This window comes from Streptomyces sp. CAI-85, assembly GCF_013363615.1.
Taxonomy (GTDB): Bacteria; Actinomycetota; Actinomycetes; order Streptomycetales; family Streptomycetaceae; genus Streptomyces; species Streptomyces antibioticus_B.
This window is the reverse complement of sequence record NZ_JAANNX010000004.1, coordinates 311,296-333,679: the sequence shown is the minus strand read 5'-3', so window position 1 is coordinate 333,679 and position 22,384 is coordinate 311,296. Positions and strand designations below refer to the sequence as shown.

20 protein-coding genes are annotated in these 22,384 nt (G+C 71.8%); 7 read left to right on the top strand and 13 right to left on the bottom strand.

Annotation, left to right across the window (positions count from 1 at the left end; all coding sequences use genetic code 11):
* The first annotated feature begins 82 nt into the window (after window positions 1-82).
* Genes G6W55_RS08695 through G6W55_RS08685 form a run of 3 tightly spaced genes read left to right on the top strand, consistent with a single transcriptional unit; the run spans window position 83 to window position 2,597 of the window.
* Window positions 83-1,246, top strand: a complete 1,164-nt coding sequence (locus G6W55_RS08695; protein ID WP_175520206.1) for an ABC transporter ATP-binding protein — start codon at window positions 83-85, stop codon at window positions 1,244-1,246.
* Window positions 1,243-1,932, top strand: a complete 690-nt coding sequence (locus tag G6W55_RS08690) for an ABC transporter permease (protein WP_175520205.1) — start codon at window positions 1,243-1,245, stop codon at window positions 1,930-1,932. Before G6W55_RS08695 ends, G6W55_RS08690 begins: the two co-directional genes overlap by 4 nt.
* The gene (locus G6W55_RS08685; RefSeq protein ID WP_175520204.1) at window positions 1,929-2,597 is read left to right on the top strand and encodes an ABC transporter permease; all 669 of its coding nucleotides are present in this window, start codon (window positions 1,929-1,931) and stop codon (window positions 2,595-2,597) included. The genes G6W55_RS08690 and G6W55_RS08685 overlap by 4 nt, the downstream gene beginning before the upstream one ends.
* A gap of 103 nt (window positions 2,598-2,700) precedes the next feature.
* Here G6W55_RS08685 and G6W55_RS08680 read toward each other — a convergent pair whose 3' ends face one another.
* Genes G6W55_RS08680 through G6W55_RS08665 form a run of 4 tightly spaced genes read right to left on the bottom strand, consistent with a single transcriptional unit; the run spans window position 2,701 to window position 7,033 of the window.
* A complete protein-coding gene (locus G6W55_RS08680; protein WP_175520203.1) occupies window positions 2,701-3,300 on the bottom strand; it encodes an ATP/GTP-binding protein in 600 nt (199 codons plus the stop codon).
* Complete coding sequence (locus G6W55_RS08675; protein WP_175520202.1) at window positions 3,287-3,727, bottom strand: DUF742 domain-containing protein; 441 nt, start codon at window positions 3,725-3,727, stop codon at window positions 3,287-3,289. The genes G6W55_RS08680 and G6W55_RS08675 overlap by 14 nt, the downstream gene beginning before the upstream one ends.
* Window positions 3,728-3,770: 43 nt before the next feature.
* Window positions 3,771-4,247: a roadblock/LC7 domain-containing protein gene (locus tag G6W55_RS08670; protein ID WP_030793193.1), complete on the bottom strand. Its 477-nt coding sequence runs from the start codon at window positions 4,245-4,247 to the stop codon at window positions 3,771-3,773.
* Window positions 4,244-7,033, bottom strand: coding sequence for a sensor histidine kinase (locus G6W55_RS08665; protein ID WP_175520201.1), 2,790 nt, complete (start codon window positions 7,031-7,033; stop codon window positions 4,244-4,246). The genes G6W55_RS08670 and G6W55_RS08665 overlap by 4 nt, the downstream gene beginning before the upstream one ends.
* Before the next feature lie 390 nt (window positions 7,034-7,423).
* On the opposite strand from G6W55_RS08665, the gene G6W55_RS08660 reads away from it, so the two are divergent.
* Together G6W55_RS08660 and G6W55_RS08655 are read left to right on the top strand one after the other, a co-directional pair.
* Window positions 7,424-8,392 carry an ABC transporter substrate-binding protein gene (locus G6W55_RS08660; protein ID WP_175520200.1) on the top strand — a complete coding sequence of 323 codons (969 nt, stop codon included), beginning with the start codon at window positions 7,424-7,426 and terminating at the stop codon, window positions 8,390-8,392.
* A 25-nt stretch (window positions 8,393-8,417) separates the two neighbouring features.
* Window positions 8,418-9,965, top strand: a complete 1,548-nt coding sequence (locus G6W55_RS08655) for an aromatic amino acid ammonia-lyase (RefSeq protein ID WP_175520199.1) — start codon at window positions 8,418-8,420, stop codon at window positions 9,963-9,965.
* 13 nt (window positions 9,966-9,978) lie between these two features.
* On the opposite strand, the gene G6W55_RS08650 is transcribed toward G6W55_RS08655, so the two are convergent.
* The 7 genes from G6W55_RS08650 to G6W55_RS08620 form a co-directional block, all read right to left on the bottom strand.
* Window positions 9,979-11,373, bottom strand: a complete 1,395-nt coding sequence (locus G6W55_RS08650) for a glycoside hydrolase family 43 protein (RefSeq protein ID WP_175520198.1) — start codon at window positions 11,371-11,373, stop codon at window positions 9,979-9,981.
* A gap of 138 nt (window positions 11,374-11,511) precedes the next feature.
* Complete coding sequence (locus G6W55_RS08645; RefSeq protein ID WP_175520197.1) at window positions 11,512-11,928, bottom strand: roadblock/LC7 domain-containing protein; 417 nt, start codon at window positions 11,926-11,928, stop codon at window positions 11,512-11,514.
* 11 nt (window positions 11,929-11,939) lie between these two features.
* The gene (locus G6W55_RS08640; RefSeq protein WP_175520196.1) at window positions 11,940-14,198 is read right to left on the bottom strand and encodes a nitrate- and nitrite sensing domain-containing protein; all 2,259 of its coding nucleotides are present in this window, start codon (window positions 14,196-14,198) and stop codon (window positions 11,940-11,942) included.
* Window positions 14,199-14,256: 58 nt separating this feature from the next.
* Window positions 14,257-15,252, bottom strand: a complete 996-nt coding sequence (locus tag G6W55_RS08635) for a substrate-binding domain-containing protein (protein ID WP_175520195.1) — start codon at window positions 15,250-15,252, stop codon at window positions 14,257-14,259.
* Window positions 15,253-15,518: 266 nt separating this feature from the next.
* Window positions 15,519-15,974 carry a tellurite resistance TerB family protein gene (locus tag G6W55_RS08630; protein ID WP_030793173.1) on the bottom strand — a complete coding sequence of 152 codons (456 nt, stop codon included), beginning with the start codon at window positions 15,972-15,974 and terminating at the stop codon, window positions 15,519-15,521.
* A gap of 49 nt (window positions 15,975-16,023) precedes the next feature.
* Complete coding sequence (locus G6W55_RS08625) at window positions 16,024-16,464, bottom strand: DUF6114 domain-containing protein (protein WP_175520194.1); 441 nt, start codon at window positions 16,462-16,464, stop codon at window positions 16,024-16,026.
* Complete coding sequence (locus G6W55_RS08620; protein ID WP_175520193.1) at window positions 16,461-17,129, bottom strand: DUF6230 family protein; 669 nt, start codon at window positions 17,127-17,129, stop codon at window positions 16,461-16,463. The genes G6W55_RS08625 and G6W55_RS08620 overlap by 4 nt, the downstream gene beginning before the upstream one ends.
* Before the next feature lie 637 nt (window positions 17,130-17,766).
* Between G6W55_RS08620 and G6W55_RS08615 the strand changes: the two genes are divergently transcribed.
* Window positions 17,767-18,402: a Tat pathway signal sequence domain protein gene (locus G6W55_RS08615; RefSeq protein ID WP_175520192.1), complete on the top strand. Its 636-nt coding sequence runs from the start codon at window positions 17,767-17,769 to the stop codon at window positions 18,400-18,402.
* Between the two features lie 18 nt (window positions 18,403-18,420).
* Here the strand turns inward: G6W55_RS08615 and G6W55_RS08610 are convergent, their stop codons facing one another.
* Entirely contained in the window at window positions 18,421-19,383 is a 963-nt protein-coding gene (locus tag G6W55_RS08610) for a lytic polysaccharide monooxygenase (RefSeq protein WP_175520191.1), read from the bottom strand.
* Window positions 19,384-19,742: 359 nt separating this feature from the next.
* Between G6W55_RS08610 and G6W55_RS08605 the strand changes: the two genes are divergently transcribed.
* A complete protein-coding gene (locus G6W55_RS08605; RefSeq protein WP_175520190.1) occupies window positions 19,743-21,560 on the top strand; it encodes a S8 family serine peptidase in 1,818 nt (605 codons plus the stop codon).
* 117 nt (window positions 21,561-21,677) lie between these two features.
* Here G6W55_RS08605 and G6W55_RS08600 read toward each other — a convergent pair whose 3' ends face one another.
* The gene (locus tag G6W55_RS08600) at window positions 21,678-22,364 is read right to left on the bottom strand and encodes a ScbR family autoregulator-binding transcription factor (protein ID WP_175520189.1); all 687 of its coding nucleotides are present in this window, start codon (window positions 22,362-22,364) and stop codon (window positions 21,678-21,680) included.
* Between the last annotated feature and the right edge of the window lie 20 nt (window positions 22,365-22,384).

Below are 22,384 nucleotides of genomic sequence, written 5' to 3'. Positions count from 1 at the left end.
GTCTAGACTCTCCCCGCAACGGCTCGAACTCAGATGGCCGAGAACGGGCGGATCGTGGCAGACCCGAAGGGCGTTCGGCGTTTTGATACGGATAGATTCAGTCACCAAGCGGTACCCGGACGGCACGGTGGCGGTGGACCGGCTCTCCCTGGAGATACCGGACCGCGCGATCACCGTCCTCGTCGGCCCCTCGGGATGCGGCAAGACCACGACACTGCGGATGATCAACCGGATGGTGGAACCCAGCGAGGGCACCATCTCCATCGACGGCCAGGACACCCGGCAGCAGCCGGTCAACAACCTGCGCCGGTCGATGGGTTACGTCATCCAGAACGCCGGGCTCTTCCAGCACCGCACGATCGTCGACAACATCGCCACCGTGCCCCGGCTGCTGGGCTGGAGCAAGGACAAGTCCCGTGCCAGGGCACGGGAGTTGATGGAGCGCGTCGGCCTCGACGCCTCGTTGGCCAAGCGCTACCCCTACCAGCTCTCCGGGGGCCAGCAGCAGCGCGTCGGCGTGGCGCGGGCGCTCGCCGCGGATCCGCCGGTGCTGCTGATGGACGAGCCGTTCTCCGCCGTCGACCCCATCGTCCGCAAGGGTCTCCAGGACGAACTTCTGCGCATTCAGGCGGAGTTGGGCAAGACGATCGTCTTCGTCACGCATGACATCGACGAGGCGGTCAAGCTCGGCACCATGGTCGCCGTACTGCGCACCGGCGGCCGGCTCGCGCAGTTCGCGCCGCCCGCCGAGCTGCTCTCCCAGCCGGCCGACGCGTTCGTCGAGGACTTCCTCGGCGCCGACCGCGGCATCCGGCGCCTGTCGTTCTTCTCCTCCGCCGGACTCGACCTGCTGACCACGCCGATCGTCGCCGTCGACGCGAGCGCCGCGCAGATCGCCGCCCGCACCTCCGACGACGTCCCCTACCTCCTCGTCACCGACCTGGACGGCAGGCCGCTCGGCTGGAGCGAGCCGCGGGAGCTGACCGCCGGGGACGTCGACACCGGCCGGCTGCTGCCCTACGGGCGGCCGTTCGTCGCCGGGCGGGACTCGCTGCGGGCCGCGCTGGACTGCGCGGTGCTCTCCCCGACCGGCTGGGCGGTCGCCGTCGACGGCGAGGGACGGGCCGCCGGTGTCGTCTCCCAGACGGCCATCGGCGAGGCGATCCGCGGCGCCCACGCCACCGAGACCGACGCCGCCGACGCCCTCGCGGAGCGGCCCGCCGCCGTGCAGAAGGCCGCCCGGTGAACCGCTTCTTCGACATCCCCAGCGACCTCCAGCACAGTTGGGCCGGTCTGATCGGGCTCCATCTGCGCGAGGCGCTGCTGCCGGTCCTGGGCGGACTGCTGCTCGCGCTGCCGCTCGCCCAGCTCTGCGTCCGGCTGCGCTGGCTGTACCCGCCCGTCCTGTGGGTGACGACGGTCCTCTACGCGATCCCGTCGCTGGCGTTCTTCGTCGTCCTCATCGACTACACCGGCCAGACCGAGACCACGGTGATGATCCCGCTCACCGTCTACACGCTCGTCGTCCTGGTCCCGGCGATCGTCGACGGCGTCCGCTCGGTCCCGCAGGAGACCCTCGCCGCCGCCTCCGCCATGGGCTTCGGACCCGTACGCCGGTACGTCCAGGTGCAGTTGCCGATCGCCGTGCCCGCCATCATCGCGGGCCTGCGGGTGGCGACGGTGTCCAGCATCAGCCTGGTCAGCGTCGGCACCCTGATCGGCAACCAGGGCGCCCTCGGCAACCTGCTGCACGACGCGACCATCTACAACCGGCCCGAACTCGCCTGGAACGCCGTGCTCACCATGGCCGTCCTCGCGATCCTCGCCGACGCCCTGCTGGTCGGCGCCCGGGTCCTGCTGACGCCGTGGATGCCGAGCGGCACGGCGGGACGCGCCGACCTCCGCGCCCGCAAGGAGGCGGTGGCCCCGTGAACGTACTCCACTACGTCCAGGCGTTCTTCGGCGACCACGCGCACTGGCAGGGCTACGACGGCATCCCCACCCGGGTGGGCGAGCACATCGGGTACACCCTGGAGGCGCTCGCCCTGGCCGCCCTGATCGGACTGCCGGTCGGCCTGCTCACCGGGCACTTCGGGCGCGGCGGGAACACCCTGTCGCTGATCGCCACCGCCGCGCGGGCGCTGCCGACCTTCGGTCTGCTGGTGCTGATGACCATGCTCATCGGCTTCGGCATGCTGCCGGTGATGATCCCGCTGGTGGTGCTCGCCGTCCCGCCGATCCTGGTCACCACCTACGAGGCGGTGCGCTCCGTCGACCGGTCCCCGGTGGACGCCGCGCGGGGCATGGGCATGCGGGAGGCCGGGGTCCTGCTGCGGGTCGAACTCCCGGTCGCCCTCCCGCTGATCCTGGGCGGGCTGCGCTCGGCGGCCATCCAGATCGTCTCCACGGCCACCATCGCCGCGTACGTCAGTCTCGGCGGCCTCGGCCGGTACATCGTCGACGGTCTCTACCAGCGCGACTACGAGAAGGTCGTCGGCGGCGCCACCCTGGTCGCGGGGCTGGCCCTCGTCACGCTCGGGCTGTTCTGGGCGGTGGGCCGGGTCGCGGTCTCGGCGGGGGTGCGGCGGAGCGACTGACCCGGGCCGGACGCACAAGGGCGGCTCGCCGGACGGTCTTTCCGTCCGGCGAGCCGCCCTTCGTGTCCGAGCCACCCTTCGTGTCGCGGCGTACGGCCCGTGCTCAGCTCTGGGTGCGGGCCAGTGCCTGTTCCAGGACGACCAGCAGCGCGTCCCGCACCGAGCCCCGTTCACGGGCGTCGAAGACCAGGATCGGGACGCCTTCGGACACGTCGAGGGCCCAGCGGACCTCGTCCAGCGTGTGCGCGACCCGGCCGTCGAAGGCGTTGACGGCGACCGCGAACGGGATCTGCTTGTGCTCGAAGTAGTCCACGGCCGCGTAGCAGTCGTCGAGCCGGCGGGTGTCGACGATGACGAGGCCGCCGACGGCGCCCTCCACGAGGTCGTCCCACATGAAGCCGAACCGTTCCTGCCCGGGGGTGCCGAACAGGTAGAGCTTCAGGGTCGGATCGATGGTGATGCAGCCGAAGTCCATCGCGACCGTCGTGGTGGTCTTGGTCGGGGTGTGGCTGAGGTCGTCCACACCCGCGGCGACCTCGGTGATGGCGGCCTCGGTGGTGAGCGGCTCGATCTCGGAGATCGAGCCGACGGCGGTGGTCTTGCCGACGCCGAAGCCGCCCGCGATCACCAGTTTCACCGGCAGCGGCGGCCGCACGGCGGCCTGGCCGGTCCGGGTGCGGACCAGCGGTTCAGTCGGAGTCACGGAGTACCCCCCGGGAGTCGGGGATGGCCCGCAGGCCATCGATAACCCTGCGCAGTACGGACGCGTCATGGGTGACGCCGGAGTCGGGCACGTGCACGGAGAGCTGCCCCGCCGTCCGCAGGTCCTCGGCGAGGACCCGCACCACGTTCAGGTGCAGCTTCAGTCTGGCGGCGATCTCCGCGATCGACTGCGGTTGCCTGCAAGCGGCGACGATGTCGTGCTGTTCGAAGGAGAGCCGGTCGAGCACGGCGAGTCCCTCACTGGTGGCGACCAGTTGGGTCTCGACTGGCATCGTCCGGCCGGACGACGCCTCGCCCGCGCCCGCGACCCGGCCCGCGGTGACCAGGAAGGGCCGTACGGCGGACGCGGGGCGGACCGGTACGAGTCCGTCGTCGTCCACGTCGTCCGGAGTCCGGCCGTCCGCCATCGGTGTCGTTCGCTTCCTCTGCGGTTCCTGCGGTGCCGGACGCTCAGCGCGTCCGCGTGGCGCCGACGCTGTTCTTCAGCTCCAGCACGAGCTGCGGACTGAGCGCGGTGCCCGCGCGGTTGGCGAACACCGTCATCTCGTAGGCGATGTTGCCCAGCTTGGCCTCCTTGTCGGTGACCACGCCGAGCACGGCGCCGCTGCCGATCGCGGAGACCAGGACGTGACCGCCCTCCAGATCGATGATGACCTTGTTCAGACCGCCCAGGCCGTAGTTGCCGGAGGCGCCCGCGGCGAGGCTGGTGATGCCGGAGACGATCGCGGCCAGCCGCTCGGAGTCGGCGTGCTCGCGCAGTTCCGACACGGCGATCAGCAGGCCGTCGGAGGACACCGCGATCGCGTCCACGACGCCCGCCGTCTCGGTGGCGAAACGGTTGAGCAGCCAGGTGAAGTCGGCTGCCGCTGCGCGCAGATCGGTCGGCGTGGCGTCTCCCGAGGGAGTCTCACCTGTCGACGTGCTCACTGCTCGGCTCCTTCCGGAAGGTGGTTCTGGTGGTGCTCGGTGGGGGTGGGTTCGGGGCTCGGTTCAGGGTGCCGTTCGGGTGTCGGCTGCGGGTGCGGCCGCGTGTGTTCGCCGGTGTCGCCGACCGAGTCGCGGTGGGCGCGTTCGACGGCCTCCTCGAACTCCTCCAGCGCGCTGCGGACGGCGTCCGCGTCGGCGGGGCGGGCGGCCTGGCGGGCCGCCTGCTGGGCGGCGTCCGGGGTGGTCCGCAGGGTCGCTCCGCGCACCCGGCGGCGGAGGGGGCGGGGGCCGTCGTCGCCGGTGGCCATGGCGGCGGCGGGTGAGGCGTGGCCGTTGGCGGGTGTGCGGTCGGGGCTGGGTGTGGGTGCGGGTGCGGGTGCGGGTGCGGGTGCGGGTGCCGGTGCTTGTGCCGGTGTCCGTGCCTGTGCCTGTGCCGGTTCCTGCTTCGGCTCCGGGGCGGTGGCCAGGGGCGACGTGCCCTCGGAGCTGGTGCGGGGGGTCGGGACGGCCGGGACGCCGGAGCGTACGGGGGCCGCCGGCGGGACGGGGGTCACCGGGTCGGGTGCGTCGGCGGTCTCCTGCGGGGCGGTCGCCTCGGAGGATGCCTCCTCGACGGACTCGTGCCCCGCGGCCGTCTCCTGCTCCTGCTCGCGGCGTGGCACCCGGCGGGGGAGCGGGCCGGCCTCCTCGGCCTCCTCGGTGACGGCCCAGGACGGCACGGAGTTCGCGCGGGACGGGCCCGCCGACGGCGCCGACGGGGCGGGCAGCTCGGCCGGGGCCGAGGCGTCCGCCGGTCCGTCCACACCGCTCAGCGTCAGCAGCAGGGACGACGGGATGGTCACCTCGGCCGTCACACCGCCGCCCGGGGTACGGGAGAGGGCGACGTCGATGTCCCAGCGGCGGGCCAGGGCGCCGACCACGAACAGGCCGAGCACCTTCGTCGGCACCAGGTCGAGACGCTCACGGCGCACCAGACGGGCGTTCTCCTCGGCCAGCCGCTCGGCGCTCATGCCGAGGCCGTGGTCGGCCACGGTGATCGTCGCGCCGCCCTCCGAGGAGTCCACCGCCACCTCGACGGCGCTGCCCTCGGGCGAGAACGACACCGCGTTCTCCAGGAGTTCGGCGATCATCAGCGTCAGGTCGCCGATGATGTCGGGCTCCACGATCGTCTCGGAACCGGCGTACAGCCGTACCCGCTGGAAGCCCTCGATCTGGCCGAGCGCGGCGCGCACCACGTTGGTGAGCGCGGTCGGCCCGGAGTCGAGGACGGTCTCGCGGATGCCGGCGAGCAGCATCAGGCTGTCGGCGTTGCGGCGGAGCCGGACGGCGATGTGGTCGATGGAGTAGAGGCGTTCGAGCAGCGCCGGGTCGGTCTCGCCGCGCTCCACCGCGTCGATCAGGGCGAGCTGACGGGTGGTCAGGTTGCTGACGCGGCGGCCGACGTTGCCGAACATCTCGGCGACGTTGCGCCGGCTGAGCACCTGGCGCTCCAGCAGGGCGGCCGCGGTGGTCTGCACGTTGTTGAACGCCTCGGCGAGTTCGCCGATCTCGTCGTCCGCGGTGACGGGCAGTTCGCGCAGCTTCGGCGGGCCGGACTCCTCGGCGTCGTCGTCGGCCACCCGGGCCAGCTCGCGCCCGGCGATGTCGGCGACCTCCTGCGCGGCGCCGGTCAGCGCCAGCACCGGCCGGACCACGGAACGGCGGACCAGCACCGAGAAGGCGATCCACAGGACGAAGCTGAGCAGCGCCAGGTTCAGCAGCAGACCGGCGCGCAGCTCGGCGCTGGAGGCGGCCTCGTCGGCGCGGTCGGCGATGTCGTCGATCAGCGACGTGGTGATCTTCAGCCGCATCTCGGACTGCGCGCTGTACTCGGGGTAGGAGGCGAGGGCCGCCCGGAACGCGGTCCGGATGTCGGCCTTGGACTCCGCCTGCAACGCCGAGGGATCCACGGCGAGTTCGGCGAAGTGCTGGCCGATCACCGCCTGCGAGGAGTTGTGCTCGATGCCGTGCAGCCGGTCGGTCTGCGCCTCGGTGGCGAAGCGGGCGAACCGCTCGGCCTGGTACTGGTACACCTCGTAGGAGCCGACCGCGCCGGTGAACTCGATGAGCGCGTTGCTGTCACCGGTCCGGGCGGAGAACACGCCGGTCTCGTAGGCGCCGTGCGCGGCGTCGGCGCGCAGCAGCGAGTCGAGCAGATTGCCGGTGAAGGTGGTCGCCAGACCGGTGTTGCGGTCCAGACCGAGGCCGTCGATGAGGGCCTTGGACGCGTTCGCGTACGCCGGGTCGATGTTGTCGGCGGGCAGATAGCTCTGCTCGATGGTGTCCCGCAGGCCGGCCAGACCCTGGACCTCGCGCAGCGCCTGTGCCTCGGTGTCGGGCAGCCGGTCGCCGAAGGCGTCGACCACCTTGCGGACCTGTGCGTCGACCGCGAGCTGGGACTGCCGGTAGGCGTCGGTGGAGGGCGTGCCCCCGTCGAACGACGCCTGGTAGCGCACGGAGAGCAGGACCGCCTGCTGGTGCTCGTCCTGGAGTTCGGCGACGAGCTGGGCCACCTGGGCGCTGTCCCGCACCAGTTGGGCCGCCGACTCGGCACGGTTGGACTCCTGCACCAGATCGACGATCAGGTACGTGAGGAGCAGGGCGATCACCGTCAGCGGGATACCGACGAGTACGTTCAGCTTGCGCTGGAAGGGCCATCGGTCGGCGAATCCCCGCAGTCCCCGTCGCGGGGACGACGGTGCCGAACGGGCCGACCGGGCGGGCGCGTCCACCTCTTTCGTGGACACCGGGCCTCCTTCAAGGGGGTGTTGCGAGCGTGATGACGGGCACACGTGTGACCGGATGTGCGGAACGGCACCCGAGCGGCCCCCGCACACCGCCGTGGTTGACGTCAACTCTGGGGACACTATCGCTTCTTTGTACGGCCCCGTGTGTTGCCCTACGTCAAGAATCCATTACGAAGCGCCCCCAGGTTCTGCACGTTTGGCGGCCGAACAACACACAAGTCCCCACGAAACAAACCCAATCGGCAGTCGGACCGCACTTGACTGACCAAGAACGGGGTGGATTGGATCAGGCCAGGGCGTTTACCCGTCCGCCGGCCCCGGCCGTGCCGACGTCATGCCCGACAGCTCCACCGCGACACGTCCTCGCCCCCCAGAGCTCGGAACGGAACCGTGACTTCCAACGCCCACAGCAGCAGGTCCAGGTCCTTCAGGAACCACCCCGGCGCGGCGGCGGTCGCGCTCGCCGCGAGCGCGGCCCTGCTGGCGGGATGTTCCTCCTCGTCCGACGACACCGCCGACGACCCCCTGGCCGGTGACAAGGCGGCCGGCGGCACCGTCGTCGTCGGGTCCAACAACTTCGCCGAGAGCATCCTGCTCGCCGACATCTACGGCGAGGCCCTGAAGGCCAAGGGCATCAAGGTCTCCTACAAGCCCAACATCGGCAGCCGCGAGACGACGTACGGCCTGCTCAAGAACGGTTCCATCACCGTTCTGCCGGAGTACAACGGCTCGCTGCTCGCCTACCTCGACCCCAAGGCCGAGCAGAAGTCCCTCGCGACCGTGAACGCGGCCGCGTCGGCCAAGCTCGACTCCAAGCTGACGCTGCTGGAGTCCTCGCCGGCCGAGGACAAGGACTCCGTCACGATCAACGCGGAGACCGCCGAGAAGTACAACCTCACCGGTGACTCGACGCTGGCCGACCTCAAGGACATAGCGCCCGAGCTGATCCTCGGCGGCTCGCCGGAGTTCCAGACCCGGCAGCAGGGCATGGTCGGCCTGGAGTCGGTGTACGGGCTGAAGTTCAAGTCCTTCAAGGCGCTCGACGCGGGCGGCCCGCTGACCCAGGCGGCGCTGAAGAAGAACACCGTGCAGGCGGCGGACATCTTCACCACGGACCCGACGATCACCAAGGAGAAGTTCGTCGTCCTCCAGGACCCGGAGAACCTCTTCGGGTTCGCCAACGTGACGCCCCTCGCCTACAAGAGCGGCCTCACCCAGGAGGCGATCGACGCGCTGAACGCCGTCTCCGCCAAGCTGGACACCAAGACCCTGCTCGACCTGGACTCCCAGGTGCAGTTGGAGAGCAAGGACCCGCTGGACGTCGCCAAGGAGTGGCTCAAGTCGGTGGGCCTGGACTGATCCCGGCCCCACCCCTGAACCACCCGTGGACCGCACCCCGGACGGCCCCGGCCGGGTCGTCCTGAACGGCACCACCCTCACCGTCGGCGAGCTGATCGCGCTCGCCGACGGTGCGGCCGTGCCCGCCGTCGCCCCCGAGGCACGCGACCGCGCCCTGCGCTCCTGGCGCGCCGCCGAACGCCTCGCCGCCACCGGGAGCCTGTACGGCCGTGGCACCGGCGTCGGCGCGCAGCGCTCCGTGCCGGTCGACCCGCACGACGAGCGCGCGCACGGGCTGCGGCTGCTGCGCAGTCACGCGGGCGGCGCCGGGGCGCTGCTTCCGGCCCGCCAGGTCCGCGCGATGCTCGCCGTCCGCGCCAACCAGCTCCTCGCCGGCGGCTCCGGCATCCAACCCGCCTTTATCGACGCCCTCACCGAGGCCCTGCGCCTGGGCGTCCACCCGGAGGTCCACGAGTACGGCGCGGTGGGCACCGGCGACCTCACGGCCCTCGCTCAGACCGGACTCACGCTCATAGGCGAACGCCCTTGGGTGGAAGGGGAGTTGACGGCTGCGGTGCAGCCCGCGGTGCTTCAGGGCGGACCCGCGCCAGAGGACGCACCGCCCGCGGTGCCGGCGGGGCCCGCCGCGCTTCCCGCCCCCGTCACCCTCCGTCCCGGTGACGCGCTCGCCCTGCTCAGCAGCAACGCGCTCGCGCTCGGGCAGGCCGCCCTGGCGCAGTCCGGTCTCGACACCCTCCTGCGGGCCACCCACGCCGTCGCCGCGCTGTCGCTGGCCGCGGTGTCCGGCTCGGCGGAGGCGTACGCGGCGCCCGTGCACGCGCTGCGGCCCTACCCCGGCGCCGCCCGCGCCGCCGCCGAGGTACGGCGTCACCTCGGGCTGGACGAGCGGGCCCCGGGGCCGCCCGGCCGGCGGATCCAGGACCCGTTCGGCTTCCGGGCCTTCCCGCAGGCCCACGGCTGCGCCCTGGACGCCGCCGACCGGCTCCGCGAGATCGTGGAGGTGGAGGTCAACTGCCCTTCGGAGAACCCCGTCATCACCCCCGACGGCACCGCCGCCCACCACCACGGCGGCTTCTTCGCCGCGCCCCTGGGCCTGGCCCTGGACGCGGCGAACCTCGCCCTGCTCCAGACCGCCCAGCTCTCCGCCGCCCGGCTCACCGCGCTCGGCGACCCGGGGCTCACCGGACTGTCCGCCTTCCTCGCCGTAGGGCCCGCGAGCAGCTCGGGCACGATGATCCTGGAGTACACCGCCAACTCGGCACTCGCGGAGCTGCGTTCGTGCGCCGCCCCGGCCTCGGCGGGACACGCCGTCCTCTCCCGGGGCCTGGAGGAGGCGGCGAGCTTCGCGGGCCAGGCCGCCCGCCAGACCCTGCGGGCCACGGACGCCTACGCCACCGTACTGGCCTGCGAACTGGTCTCCGCCGTACGGGCGTTGCGGCTGCTGCCCGCGCCGCCGCCGGTCGACGCGTTCGCCGTGGCGTCGGCCGCCCTGCCGCTCGGCACGGACGACCGCCCGCTCACCGGCGACGTGACGGCGGCGACGGAACTCCTGCCGGTACTGGCCGCGTTGTGAGGCGTACGGCGGATCAGTGGCCGACCTGGAAGGTGGCGTCCTGCCGGTCCGTGGCCGTCGACACCGGGTCCACGCGCAGCACGTAGTCGGCGTGCCGGAGATACCGGGTCGGGTTGTTGTACGACCGGAAGGACGTCCAGCTCGCGTCCGCCAAGCCCGCCGTACGGTGGAAGGTCGCGTCGGCCGCGAACACGGCCGTGCCGTCGTCGCCGTCCAGGCGCATCTGGTAGTCGTAGTGGCGCAGATAGCGGGTCGGGTAGTTGACCGACCGGAAGGACACCCCGGAGCTGTCCGCGAGGCCCGGCACCAGCGTCCACAGCGAGTCCTTGTACGGCTCGACCGGGTAGACGTCGATCCTGCCGACGAAGCCGGAGTGGCGGACGTAACGGGCCGGGAAGTTGTAGGACTTGAGGCGGTTCCAGGCCGGGGCGCCCCAGTGGTCGAGCAGGGCGGTGTGCTGGGCCGCGGTGATCGTCGTGATGCCGCAGTGCTTGGAGTTGACCGGCTGGGTGTAGGTCCGCTGGTCGAGCGGGGTCCAGGTGCCCGACGCCAGGTCGCCCGACTGCCAGGCGTAGAAGACGCCGTTGGGGGTGTACGTGTCTCCCCAGAGCCACCAGCTTCCGGTGGTGAGGGATCTGACCAGGGTCGGTGCCTCGGTGCCGCCGTGCGCCACGCCCGTGCTGAACTCCGTGAAGCTGCCCGGGTCGAGGGAGGTGGACCGGGCGCCCACCAGGGTCTGGTTCTTCTTGAAGTAGAGGTAGTTGACGCCGTTCACGCCGACGGCCATGTCGCCGTCGATCACGTCGTACCCGGGGTCGAAGAAGACCTGGGGCGCCGACACCGTCACGAAGTCGGTGGTGTGGTTCACCATCAGCACGTTGTGCCCGCTGGAGTTCACCGACGAGTAGATGATCGCGTACTGGCCGCGTCCGGCGTCCCAGAACGCCTCCGGGGCCCAACTGTGGGTCGTCATGCCGTGCAGCTTCAGCCGGTGGTAGCCGGTGAAGGTGCGCAGGTCGGTGGAGTTCCAGACGTGGATGTACTGGCTGTTGTAGCTCCAGTCGGTGCCCTTGAGGTCGGTGGCGAGCACCACGAACGTGCCGTCCTGCTTGCGCAGCACGAACGGGTCGCGCAGTCCGAGCGCGCCCTCCGTGGGCGTGACCACCGGGTCGTTCCCGTTCAGCGGGGTCCAGCGCAGTCCGTCCGTGCTGACGGCCAGGTGCAGGCCGTAGTCGGTGCCGTCACCGAGGTTGGTGGACTCGGTGAAGTAGCTCATCACATACGCGGCGTCGGCCGCCCGGGCGGTGCCTGCGCCGAGCGTCAGGGCGCCGGTCGCGGCCAGCGGCGCGGTGGCGGCCATCCCGAGGACGAGACGGCGGGAGGGGTGCGGGCGGGGCGAGGGGGTCATGCGTGCTCCAACCGGTGCCGTATGGTCGATATCTCGAACGTGGTTCGGCGAGTCGGTCAGAAGGTAGGGGTGAGGCCGAGGGGCGTCAATCGGCTCAGCGGGCTTGGCCGGAAATCGGCGACAGCCCGCTGAGTGCGATCAGATCCCGCCCAGACCGTTCCGCGGCGCCGCGCTGAGGTGCTCGCCGATCTTCTTCACCAGCATGTTCATCTGGTACGCCACCACGCCGACGTCCGCCTTGGAGCCGGTCAGCACGACGAGATTGGCCCCCGGTCCGGCCGAGGTGAGGATCAGATAGGTGTGGGCCATCTCGATGAGCGCCTGGCGCACCGGGCCGCCCCGGAAGTCCATGCTGACGCCCTTGCTGAGGCTCATCAGACCGGACGCGGTCGCGGCCAGCCGTTCGGCGTCCTCGCGCAGGAACCCCGTCGACTTGCTCACCACCATCCCGTCCTCGGAGAGCACGACGGCCTGGTTCACATCGGCGACCCGGTCGACCAGGCCGGTGAGGAGCTGGTCGAGCTGGGGGTTGGTGGCGGGGACGGGGAGTGTCATGGCGGTGTCCTTCATGAGCGGTCGGCGGGAGGGAGGGGGGTCGGGGTCTTCGGCGGGTCGGTGACCGCGTCCGGGTCTGTGTCGGCGTCCGCGTCGGTGTCCTCTGCGTCTTCCGCGCGGGCCTGGAGCGTGCCGCGCTGGAACGCGCCCAGCGAGGAGGCGGCGCGTTCTGCCGTGAAGTCGTCCGAAACGGCAAGAGAGTTGAGCGATTCGTGGTCCTCCGCGCGCGGTTCGACGACGAGGTTCGCCCGGTGAGTGCCCTGAGGCCGGGGAGTTCGCGGAGTGCGCGGGGTCCGCCGGGGGAGCGGTGCCGGGCCCGGGGCGGGGGGCCGGGGCCGCTCGTCGCGGACCACGATGTCGGGCGGGAGGAGCACGAGGGCGGTCGTGCCGCCGTACGCCGAGGGGCGCAGTGTCACGGAGATGCCGTGCCGGGTGGCGAGCCGGGCGATCACGAACATGCCGAGCCGCAGGTCGTCGGCGAGCGCCACCACGTCGAAGGCCGGCTCCACCGCCAACTGGGCGTTGAAGGAGGCGTAGTCCTCCTCGGACAGACCGAGCCCGCGGTCCTCGACCTCGATGGCCAGCCCCTCGGCGGCCGGCGCGGCCCGCACCTCGACCGGGTTCGGTGCCGGTGAGTAGGAGGTCGCGTTGTCGATCAGCTCGGCCAGCAGATGGATCACGTCGGCCACGGCGGGCGGCACGATCGCCGCCTCCTCCGCGGCGCGCACCTCCACCCGCCGGTACTCGGCGACCTCGCCCACCGCGCCGCGCAGGATGTCGGCCAGCGCCACCGGCTCGGGCCAGGTGCGGCCGGGCCGGCCCCCGCTGATGATGACGAGGTTCTCCTGATAGCGCCGCAACTGGCTGGCCGTGGAGTCGAGTTCGCGCAGCCCCTTGAGCACCTCGGGGTCCCGGTGGGCACGTTCCAGGGTGTCGAGCTTGCCGAGCTGGAGGTTGACCAGGTTCTGGCTCTGCCGGGCGATGCCCAGGATGACCTTCTGGAAGCCGCGCCGGGTGTCGGCGAGTTCGACCGCGGTGTGCACGGCGGTGCGCTGGGCCGTGTTGAACGCCTGGGCCACCTGGCCCAGTTCGTCGCCACCGTAGTCCAGGGGCGGGGCCGCCGAGTCCACGTCGACGGTCTCTCCCCGGTCGAGCCGCGTCACCACGTCGGGGAGCCGCTCCTGCGCCAGGCTCAGCGTGGCCAGCCGCAGCCCGCGCAGCCGCAGGGACAGCGACCGCGTGATCCGCCAGGACATCGCCACGCACAGCAGCAGCGCCACCAGACCGCCGGTGCTCAGCGCGCCCGCCTTGACCAGCAGCCCGGTCGCGTCGTCCGCGCTGCGGGTGAGGAGCGCCCCGGTCTCCTGCCGGATGAGCGCCGAGTAGGCGTCGGAGACGTTCACGAGCGCCGCCCGCCACTGCCTCCCCACGTCCGGCAGCGGGATGTCGCCGTCCGCGGTGCGGTCCGGCCGGGCTGCCAGCACCTGGTCCTCGATGGCCTCCAGGGTCCGCCACTGCGCGCTCCGCAGGATCTTCTCGGTCCTGGTCTTCGTGGAACCGGTGAGGGTGGGGACGATCTGGTCCCGCACCAGCCAGCGGCGCGCGTTCACGGTCTGGGTGAACGCCGCCCAGGTCGGCTCGTCCATCCGCCGCCGCGGTCCGGCCAGGGTGAGGTAGAGGTCCTCCTCGGAGACCAGTTCCGCCGCGTGCTCCAGCGCGACGAGCGGTCCGGCCTGGGAGGCGAGGTCGCCGTCGTCGACCTGCGACAGCTCCTGGAAGGCGTGGATCTGGTCGTCGATGATCGAGGTGTACTGGTCAAGCGCCTGCGCGGCCGTGATGTCGGTGGGGTCGTCGACCTGGCCCCGGTAGTACTCCAGGCTGCTCACGGAGGCGACCACCGAGTACATGCGGTCCCGGACCCGGGCGGGCGCCTGCTGGATGTCGTCGGCCCGCGAGACGAGCCGGGCGACCGCCTCGTCCGTCTGCAGCCGCGCCGCCTCCAACGGCGCCCTGGCCCCCTCGGGCGTGGCCAGCCACACGGCCGACAGGCTGCGCTCCCGCTGGAGCGCGAGCGTGGCCTCGGTGCCCATGGCGCCGGTCGACCGGCTCAGTTCGGTCTGCGCGCGCAGCCGCAGTCCCTCCGAGAACATCTGGATCGTCGTCACGCTCCACATCGCGGCGAGGGTGACGCCGGGCACCAGGGCGAGAAGGATCAGGGAGAGACGTATGGAGCCGATACGGCGGCGCCGGGCACCGGTCCGTGCAGACATGGTCGTCCTAGCGGGGAGGCATGCCGGACGCGCTGTCCGGGCGGGGCCAACTTAGCGGTCAGCGGGTGCCGTTGGCGGCGAAGCGGGCCACCGAGGCGACATCGGCCTTCGTGACGAAGGCGGGGCCGGTCAGCACCGGGGCCACACCGCCGCCGCTGACGTTGCCGTTGGTCTCGTGGAGCCAGAGCGCGTCCACGGCGAGATAGCCCTGGAGATAGGGCTGCTGATCGACGGCGAACTGCACCCTGCCGTCGCGGACCGCCTCGACCAGCTCCCCGGTGAGGTCGAAGGTGGCGACCCGGGCCCCGCTGCCCGCCCGCTTCACCGACGTCACCGCGGCGAGCGCGAACTGCGCCCCGTTGGTGATGACTTCGTCCACGTCGGGGCTGCGGCGCAGCGCCGCCGTCACGGCCGCGGTCATCGCGTCCATGTCGGTGCCGTCGACATAGAGCATCTCGGTGCGCCCGGCGAAGGTCTTCTTCACGCCAGCGCAGCGCGCCTCCAGGGCGATGTTGCCGCGCTCGTGGATGACGCACAGGGCGTGCTCGGCGCCGAGGTCGTCCAGCCGGTCGCCGACGGCGCGGCCCGCGAGGCTCTCGTCCTGGCCGAAGTACTCCAGGAGTCCGGCCGAACGCCAGGCGTCGATACCGGAGTTGAGGCCGACGACCGGGATCCCGGCGGCCCGGGCCTCGGCCACCGGCTTCGCCATCGCCCGCGGTTTGGCGAGTGTCACCGCGATGCCGTCGGCCTTGTCGCGGATCGCGTCCCGCACCAGCCGGGCCTGTCCGGCGGCGTCGGCGTCGCTCGCGTACGTGAGGTCGACGCGGTCCTTGGCGGCCGCCGCCTCGGCGCCCTTGCGGACGCGTTCCCAGAAGACGTCGCCCTCGGCCCCGTGGGTGATCAGGACGACCTTGATCCGGCCGGGCGCGCGGCCCGCCGCGCCGGAGTCCGGACCGGGGGAGGCGCCGGCGGTGCAGCCGGCGAGCAGGGGACCGAGGAGAAGACAACAGACGGCGGCCAGAACGGCCGGGGCGGTGGCGCGGGGAGTGGTCATGGGGGGCTGCACCTCGCTGTGCGGCAGAGCAGGAGGAAGGGCCGGCTCCGCCGGTGCGCGGGGGTGGGGCACCGGGGGAGACCGTGCGTAGGCTCGGAGCCAACCGCCAGTGACCACCGGTAGTCAAGTGAACGCCCGTACATACCTGAGGACTTGCCGCCGCCGGGGTGCCGTGCGGCCTACGACCGCCCCCGCAACCGTGCGTCCCGAGGGGCGGGCCGGTGGTGCGTCCGGCCCGCCCCCGGGACTCACGGAGGTGGGGTCGCTCAGAGGTCGAACTCGTGCGGCGGCAGGTCGAGGGCGTAGCACGCCTCGCGGACGACCGCCTGCTCGTCCTTGTCGAAGTGGCCGTCGGCGCCGCCGATGACGATGCCGATCTGGACGACGGCCCGTGCCTCGGCCGGCTTCTTCTTGGCCTTGGCCACCTCCTGGAGCACGCTCACCTTGCCGAAGGCGAAGTCGGCGGTGAGCTTGTCGAGGTTGGCCTCGAAACGGCGGCGCAGATCGTCGGCGGGGAAGTTCTGGAGCACCTCGTTGCCCGCGATGAGCTGGGCCACGCGCTGCCGCTCCGAGGGGTCGACGGTGCCGTCCGCCGCCGCGACCAGGGCGCACATCGCCATGCTCGCGTCCCGGAAGGCACCGCTCTTCAGGTCGTTCTTCTTCGCCGTCAACTGGGTCTGCATCGTCGACGCGGACTCCTTGATGCGGTCCCACAGGGCCATGTGCGCTCCTGACGCTCGTGATCCAAATGCCTCTACAGCAATGTAGAAACTATCGGACCGACGAAAAGGTTCCGGCGTCAGCGCGCCGCGCGCGGCGGCTCACCCTCGGCTCCTGGTCGGGCAGCCAGCCGAAGGTCAGACAACTGCCCACGACCCCCAGCAGGATCCCGACGACGAAACCGCCGATGTTCGACGTGAGCCAGGTGCCCAGCGACAGCAGCACGGCCACCACGGAGTAGAACAGCCGCTGGGCCGGGTTGAAGAGGATCAGCAGACCGCAGAGCACCATCAGGGCCGGCAGGAGATAGCCCGCCAGGCCCTGCATGCCGACGTGCAGGATCACCGGCAGCGGTGCCTTCATGGTCAGCAGGATCTCCCCGCCGGCCAGCGTGAGCAGGACCCCGCCCGCGAAGGGCCGGCGGCCCCGCCACTGCCGGAAGCTGCTCCGCCCCCGGCCGAGGCCGTCCCGCCACCGCCGGGCGCGGCTCACTGCGGGCAGCCCTTGCCGCCGAACCGCATGTGCAGGTTGGGGAGTTTGAAGACGGCGGCGGTGGCCGCGTAGTTGTGCTGGTACAGGTCGGTGATGACGACGCTGTCCGCCTGCTGGCCGTATACGCCCTCGGGGCCCTTGATCGGCACCTTGTCGAAGGTGCTGGAGTCCCGGCCGATCTCGATGTTGTTGAACTCGGCGTTGCCCGTGATGTCGTCGGAGTCGATGGCGAGGTTCTTCACGCTCACCGGCGTGGAGCCGTCGCCCGCGGTCAGCACGAGCTGGATGCCGCCGAGGTCGACGCTCTGGCAGAGATTGGTCAGCTTGCCGTTCTTCACGACCGAGGTGACAACCAGCACCTGACCGCCGGTGTCGCCCTCGTTGGGGCTGTTCTCGATCATGTTGTCGAGGCCGCCGAACTGGGCGAACCCCTCGCCTTCGAGTTTGTCGGCGGTGACCACGAACGGCATGCCGGAGATCGCGAACTGCACCCCGAGGGCTCCCTCGGCGGTGAGGACCGCCAGTGCGGCGGCGACCGCGGCGGCGGGCACCGCCATCACCGCGGCCCGGCGCAGCCGGACCCGGCCGCGTCTGGCCGCGGATCCGTTCTCCGGCTCCCCGGGGGTGTTCTCGGCGGACGACGTGACGTCCGAGGACGAGGCCATGTCTGCTCCCATGCGCTGAAGTCGTGCGAGGTGGGCTTCAGTGGCGCGTTGTCCTGGCGCGGACAGCGGCTGCCGCGCACCGCCCCTGCGACTCCCGGAGGACGTAAGGGCTTTCTGGTTACGCGGCAGTAGCCATCGAGGAAGTTACCGATGGTTACACCAAGGGGTCAAGGGAGTTGTGGAAAAACCGTGTTCATCGCCAACTTACCTACAAAGTATTGACGTTGACGGAGTATCAGGTCTACAACTCTCGGTGGCCCCAGCCCGGATCCGTGGCGCCGGATCCGTTCCCGCGGCGTGCTCCGCCGCGTCCCGGACGTTCGCATCACGACCGGCGGTTTCCGTCCCCGCGACGGGCCGCCGGCGCACGAGTCCGCATCCCCCCACGGAACCGGCGCGGCCGGCCGGAGAGTACCCACCCCCCCGTGCTTTCCGGCCGGCCCCGGCCGGTCCCGCCCGGCCGCCGTCACCGGTCCTTCACGTACGGAGAAGACGTCCCGGCCCGGCGACGGCGGCCCCGTCGACCGCCATCCCCCCATCACCCATCCCCCCCATCACCCCCCATCGACCTCCCATCACCCCCATCGACCCCCACAACTCCCCCATGAGCGTCATCAGTTGAGAAAGAGGCACCCGCATGCGTATTCGCCCCCTCCTTGCTGTCGTCGGCACCGCTGTCGCCCTCACGCTTCCGGCCATCACCCCGGCCGCGGCGGCCGGCGCGGTCCTCACCACCGCGGGCGGCGACGTCGCGGTCGGTGACGTCCTGAACGCGTCGCTGGCCTCCGGCACCAACGCCACCCTCTACTCCAGCGCGACCGGCACCAGCGGCGTCACCTGTGCCGGCTCCGAGTTCGCCGCCACCGTCACCGACAACCCGGAGGCGCCCGGCACCGCCACCGAGTCGCTCACCGCGCACTCCTTCGGCAACTGCTCCGCGAACGTGGTCGGCGTCCTCGGCGTCACCAGCATCACCGTCAACAACCTGCCCTACACGGCGAGCGCCTCCTCGGACGGCACCCTCACCGTCACCCCGGCGAGCGGCTCCACCATCCAGACCACGGTGGTGCTGCGCACCCTGCTCGGCTCCATCAACTGCGTCTACCAGGCACCCAGCCTGACCGGCACGTCCGACAACACGGACAGCAGCATCACCTTCACCGCCCAGCAGTTCACCAAGTCGTCCGGCTCCTCGCTGTGCTTCGCCAACGGCTACTTCACCGCGAAGTACGCCCCGGTGACCAGCGGCGGCGCGGCGGTCAGCGTCAACTGACGCTCGACGTACAGCGGTTCAGCGCCTGCGCAGGCGCAGGAACAGCGCCGTGGCGCCGGTGAGCGCCAGCACCGTGGCCGCGCCACCCGCCAGCAGGCGGGTGGACGGTCCGGAACCCGCCTCGGTGGCGTTCGCCACCGGGGCGCCCTGCCCGGTGTCGGCGGCGGACTTCGCACCGTCGCCGGTCCCCGCCGCCGCGGTCGACGCCGACGGGCTCGCGGAGACGGGGGACGGGGACGACGACGGCGACGCGGACGCCGTGGGCGTGGCCGAAGGGGACGCCGACGGCTTCTTCGTCGCCGTCCCGCCCTGCTGCGCCCCGGCCCCGCCGCCCGTGCCGCCGCCCGGGAACACCACGTCCGAGCACGAGTAGTACGTGTCGGGCGTGCTGGTGTTCTGCCAGATCGTGTACAGCACCTGACGGCCCGTCCGGCCGGCCGGCAACTGCGCGGCGAACCGGTACGCGCCGTTCGTCAGCTTGGGGTCCTTGATCTCGGCGAACGGCCGGTCGGGGAGGTCGCTCCAGGTCAGCGGCCGCGACGGGTCGTAGCCCTGCTTGGTCAGATACAGCTTGAACGTGCCCGTGTGCGGGATCGTCGACGCGTACGTCATCCGCAGCGTCCCGCCCGGTGTCACCTTGGTCGACGGCCAGTCGGAGCGCGCCAGGTCGAGGCCCTTGTAGGCGGGCAGCCCGCCGCTGCACAGCTTGCCGTCCGGCACGGTCTGCCGGTCCCGGCCGTTGACGTTCGGGACGCGCAGGTTGTCCCAGGCGGTGAACGGGGAGCCGTTCGCGGCGACGGCGGCCCGGCAGGCCGCGCTGCCGTTCTGCGCGCCGTCCGGGGAGCAGCCGTACACCCGGCTCACCGGATCCGTGGGCGCGCCGTGCGCCAGGGCGGGACCCGCGGCCCACAGGTTCACCAGGAGCGGGGTCACGGCGGCGGCCGCCAGGGCGGCGGTGCGGTGTGCGGTCATCCGGGGCATCGGGGAGGTCTCCTCGGCCGGCGGGAACGGTCTGTCCGCTCCAGTACGGGAATCCGGCCCGGCGCGTTCACCGCGGCGAAGGGCCGGTACGCGCCCCCGCCGTAGGGGCCGAAGCGGGGCATCGGCGGTCAAGTCGCCGAGGTGGAGGGTGGGTTTCCGGCCGGATCGAGGGTTTCCCCTGTATCCCTGTGACCTTTTCTTTGCCTATCGTTCCACCACAGCCGACCCACAGGTAACCCCTGGACGAGTCCGCTGCCGCGTTCTGGCCGGCCCTCGCGCCCCACCCCCCTCCGCTTCGACGTCGAAGCGTCTCGACCGCCGCTCCGCGCTGCCCGGAGCCGGCCAGGAAAGGCACGCCCTTGCGCCCCACACCCGCTCCCCGGCGGAAGCTGATATCCGCCGCGGCGCTCTCCGCCGCCCTGCTCACCGTCGCGTCCACCGCGTCGGCCGCCGCCCAGGACGCCGTCGTCCCCGGCTCGTCCGCCGCCGCGGCCGCCGTTCCCGCGGCACAGACCGAGGCCGCGCCCGGCACCCCGGCCGAGCGTCTGATCGTCGGCTACAAGTCCGGTGCCGCCGAGGCCACGTCGAACGCCGCCGCGAAGGCCGACGCCGCCGCCAAGGGCGAACAGGCCGGCGAGGACCTCGACTTCAGCCGCCGGCTCGGCACCGGCGCCGCCCTCGTCGACCTGGGCGAGAACCTCACCGGCGCGGACGTCGCCGACGTCGTCGCCCGCTACCGGGCCGACCCGCAGGTCGCCTATGTGGTCCCGGACCGCCTCAACACCCCCAAGGCGGACCCCAACGACACCGAGTACGCCAAGCAGTGGGACCTCTTCGAGTCCACGGCCGGCATGAACGTGCCCGGTGCCTGGACCACCACCACCGGCGCCGGTGTGACCGTCGCCGTCATCGACACTGGTTACGTCGCCCACTCCGACCTGGCCGCGAACGTCGTCGCCGGCTACGACTTCATCGGCGACACCGCCGTCTCCGCCGACGGCGACGGCCGCGACGCCAACCCGGCCGACCCGGGCGACTGGTACAACGCCAACGAGTGCGGCTCCGGCGTCCCCGCCGCCTCCTCGTCCTGGCACGGCACCCATGTGGCCGGCACCATCGCCGCCGTCACGAACAACAACAAGGGTGTCGCGGGCATCGCGTACGGCGCGAAGATTTCCCCGGTCCGGGTCCTCGGCAAGTGCGGCGGCTACGACTCCGACATCATCGACGCGATCACCTGGGCGTCCGGCGGCACCGTCTCCGGTGTCCCCGCCAACGCCAATGTCGCCAAGGTCATCAACATGAGCCTCGGCGGCGACGGGGCGTGCACCTCGGCGACCCAGAGCGCGATCACCGCCGCCGTGAACCGCGGCACGACCGTCGTGGTGGCCGCAGGCAACGAGAGCGACAACGTCGCGAACCACTCGCCCGGCAACTGCAACAACGTCATCTCGGTCGCCGCGACCAACCGCACCGGCGCCAAGGCGTCCTACTCCAACTACGGCTCCCTGGTGGACATCTCGGCCCCCGGCGGCCAGACCAGCACCGGCACCGCCAACGGCATCCTGTCCACGCTGAACTCCGGCACCAAGACGCCGTCCACCGAGAACTACGCCTACTACCAGGGCACCAGCATGGCCACCCCGCACATCGCGGGCCTGGTCGCGCTGCTGAAGTCGGCGAACCCGTCGCTCACCCCGGCGCAGATCGAGGCCGCGATCAAGAACAACGCCCGTCCCCTGCCCGGCGCCTGCTCCGGCGGCTGCGGTGCGGGTCTGGCGGACGCCGCGAAGACCGTGGCGGCCGTGACCGGCACCGGCGGCTCGACCGGCACCGTCTTCTCCAGCAGCACCGCGGTGGCGATCCCGGACCGGGGCGCCGCCGTCGAGTCCCCGATCACCGTGACCGGCCGCACCGGCAACGCCCCGAGCGCGCTCCAGGTCGGTGTCGACATCACCCACACCTACCGCGGTGACCTGGTGATCGACCTGGTCGCCCCCGACGGCACCGCCTACCGGCTGAAGTCCGCCAGCTCCTCGGACTCCGCGGACGACGTCGTCACCACGTACACGGTGAACGCCTCCTCCGAGACCGCCAACGGCACCTGGAAGCTGCGCGTCCAGGACACCGCCGCGCAGGACACGGGCCGGATCAACGGCTGGAAGCTGACCTTCTAGACCGTGAACGACGGGCGGGCCGGCCGGTGTGGATGGACACCGGCCGGCCCGCCGCACGTCTGTCCTGAAGAGGCGCCCTCAGGGGCGGTCGTCAGGGGGCGTCCTCAAGAGGTGTCCTCAGGAGGCGGCGCGTTCCTCGGTGTGCTCCTTGGTGTGCTCCTCCGCCCACTCCGGCGACGCGGCCAGCACCCGCAGCCCCCGGTCCGCCCGCGCGTCCAGGGCCGGCAGCAGGCCGGGCACGGCGATGCTCGGCAGGATGTGCTTCCACAGCACCGCGAGACGGTCGCCCAGATCCGCCCGGCCGGTCAGCGCCCGCGACATCAACTGGACGCCGGTGAACGCGCCCACGAGCAGTTCCACCGTCTCCGGCGGCTTCACCGTCGGCAGCAACTCACCCCGGTCACGGGCCACTTCGAGCAAGGTCGTCAACCGCCGCGCCCACTGGAGGAACGGCTCCCCGTGATCCACCCCGGCGGGCGTCTCCTGGTCCACCGCCAGCCGTACGCTGCCCCGCAACAGCGCGTTGCCCAGCAGCCGTTGGCCCACCACGAACGTCATGTCGACGATCTCCTGGAGCTTGCACGGCTGCGGCGGCACGGCCCCGAACGGCACCTGCTCGTCCAGCACGGCCCGGGCCAGCGACTCCTTCGACGGGAAGTGGAAGTACAGGGCGCCCTTGGTGACTTCGGCGCGCTCCAGGACCATGGCGATGGTGGTGGACGTGTAGCCGTGCTCGTCGAAGACCGCGCCGGCCGCTTCCAGGATCGCCCTGCGCGTCCTGATGGCGCGCTCCTGTTTCGCCATAAGAGCCCCTTAACGGCACC

Coding starts and splice junctions, on each gene's coding strand:
- G6W55_RS08675 (WP_175520202.1), bottom strand. CDS start 3,727: ATGGCGGACGGCCGGACTCCGGACGACGTGGACGACGACGGACTCGTA.
- G6W55_RS08650 (WP_175520198.1), bottom strand. CDS start 11,373: ATGACCCCCTCGCCCCGCCCGCACCCCTCCCGCCGTCTCGTCCTCGGG.
- G6W55_RS08645 (WP_175520197.1), bottom strand. CDS start 11,928: ATGACACTCCCCGTCCCCGCCACCAACCCCCAGCTCGACCAGCTCCTC.
- G6W55_RS08640 (WP_175520196.1), bottom strand. CDS start 14,198: ATGTCTGCACGGACCGGTGCCCGGCGCCGCCGTATCGGCTCCATACGT.
- G6W55_RS08635 (WP_175520195.1), bottom strand. CDS start 15,252: ATGACCACTCCCCGCGCCACCGCCCCGGCCGTTCTGGCCGCCGTCTGT.
- G6W55_RS08630 (WP_030793173.1), bottom strand. CDS start 15,974: ATGGCCCTGTGGGACCGCATCAAGGAGTCCGCGTCGACGATGCAGACC.
- G6W55_RS08620 (WP_175520193.1), bottom strand. CDS start 17,129: ATGGCCTCGTCCTCGGACGTCACGTCGTCCGCCGAGAACACCCCCGGG.
- G6W55_RS08615 (WP_175520192.1), top strand. CDS start 17,767: ATGCGTATTCGCCCCCTCCTTGCTGTCGTCGGCACCGCTGTCGCCCTC.
- G6W55_RS08610 (WP_175520191.1), bottom strand. CDS start 19,383: ATGCCCCGGATGACCGCACACCGCACCGCCGCCCTGGCGGCCGCCGCC.
- G6W55_RS08600 (WP_175520189.1), bottom strand. CDS start 22,364: ATGGCGAAACAGGAGCGCGCCATCAGGACGCGCAGGGCGATCCTGGAA.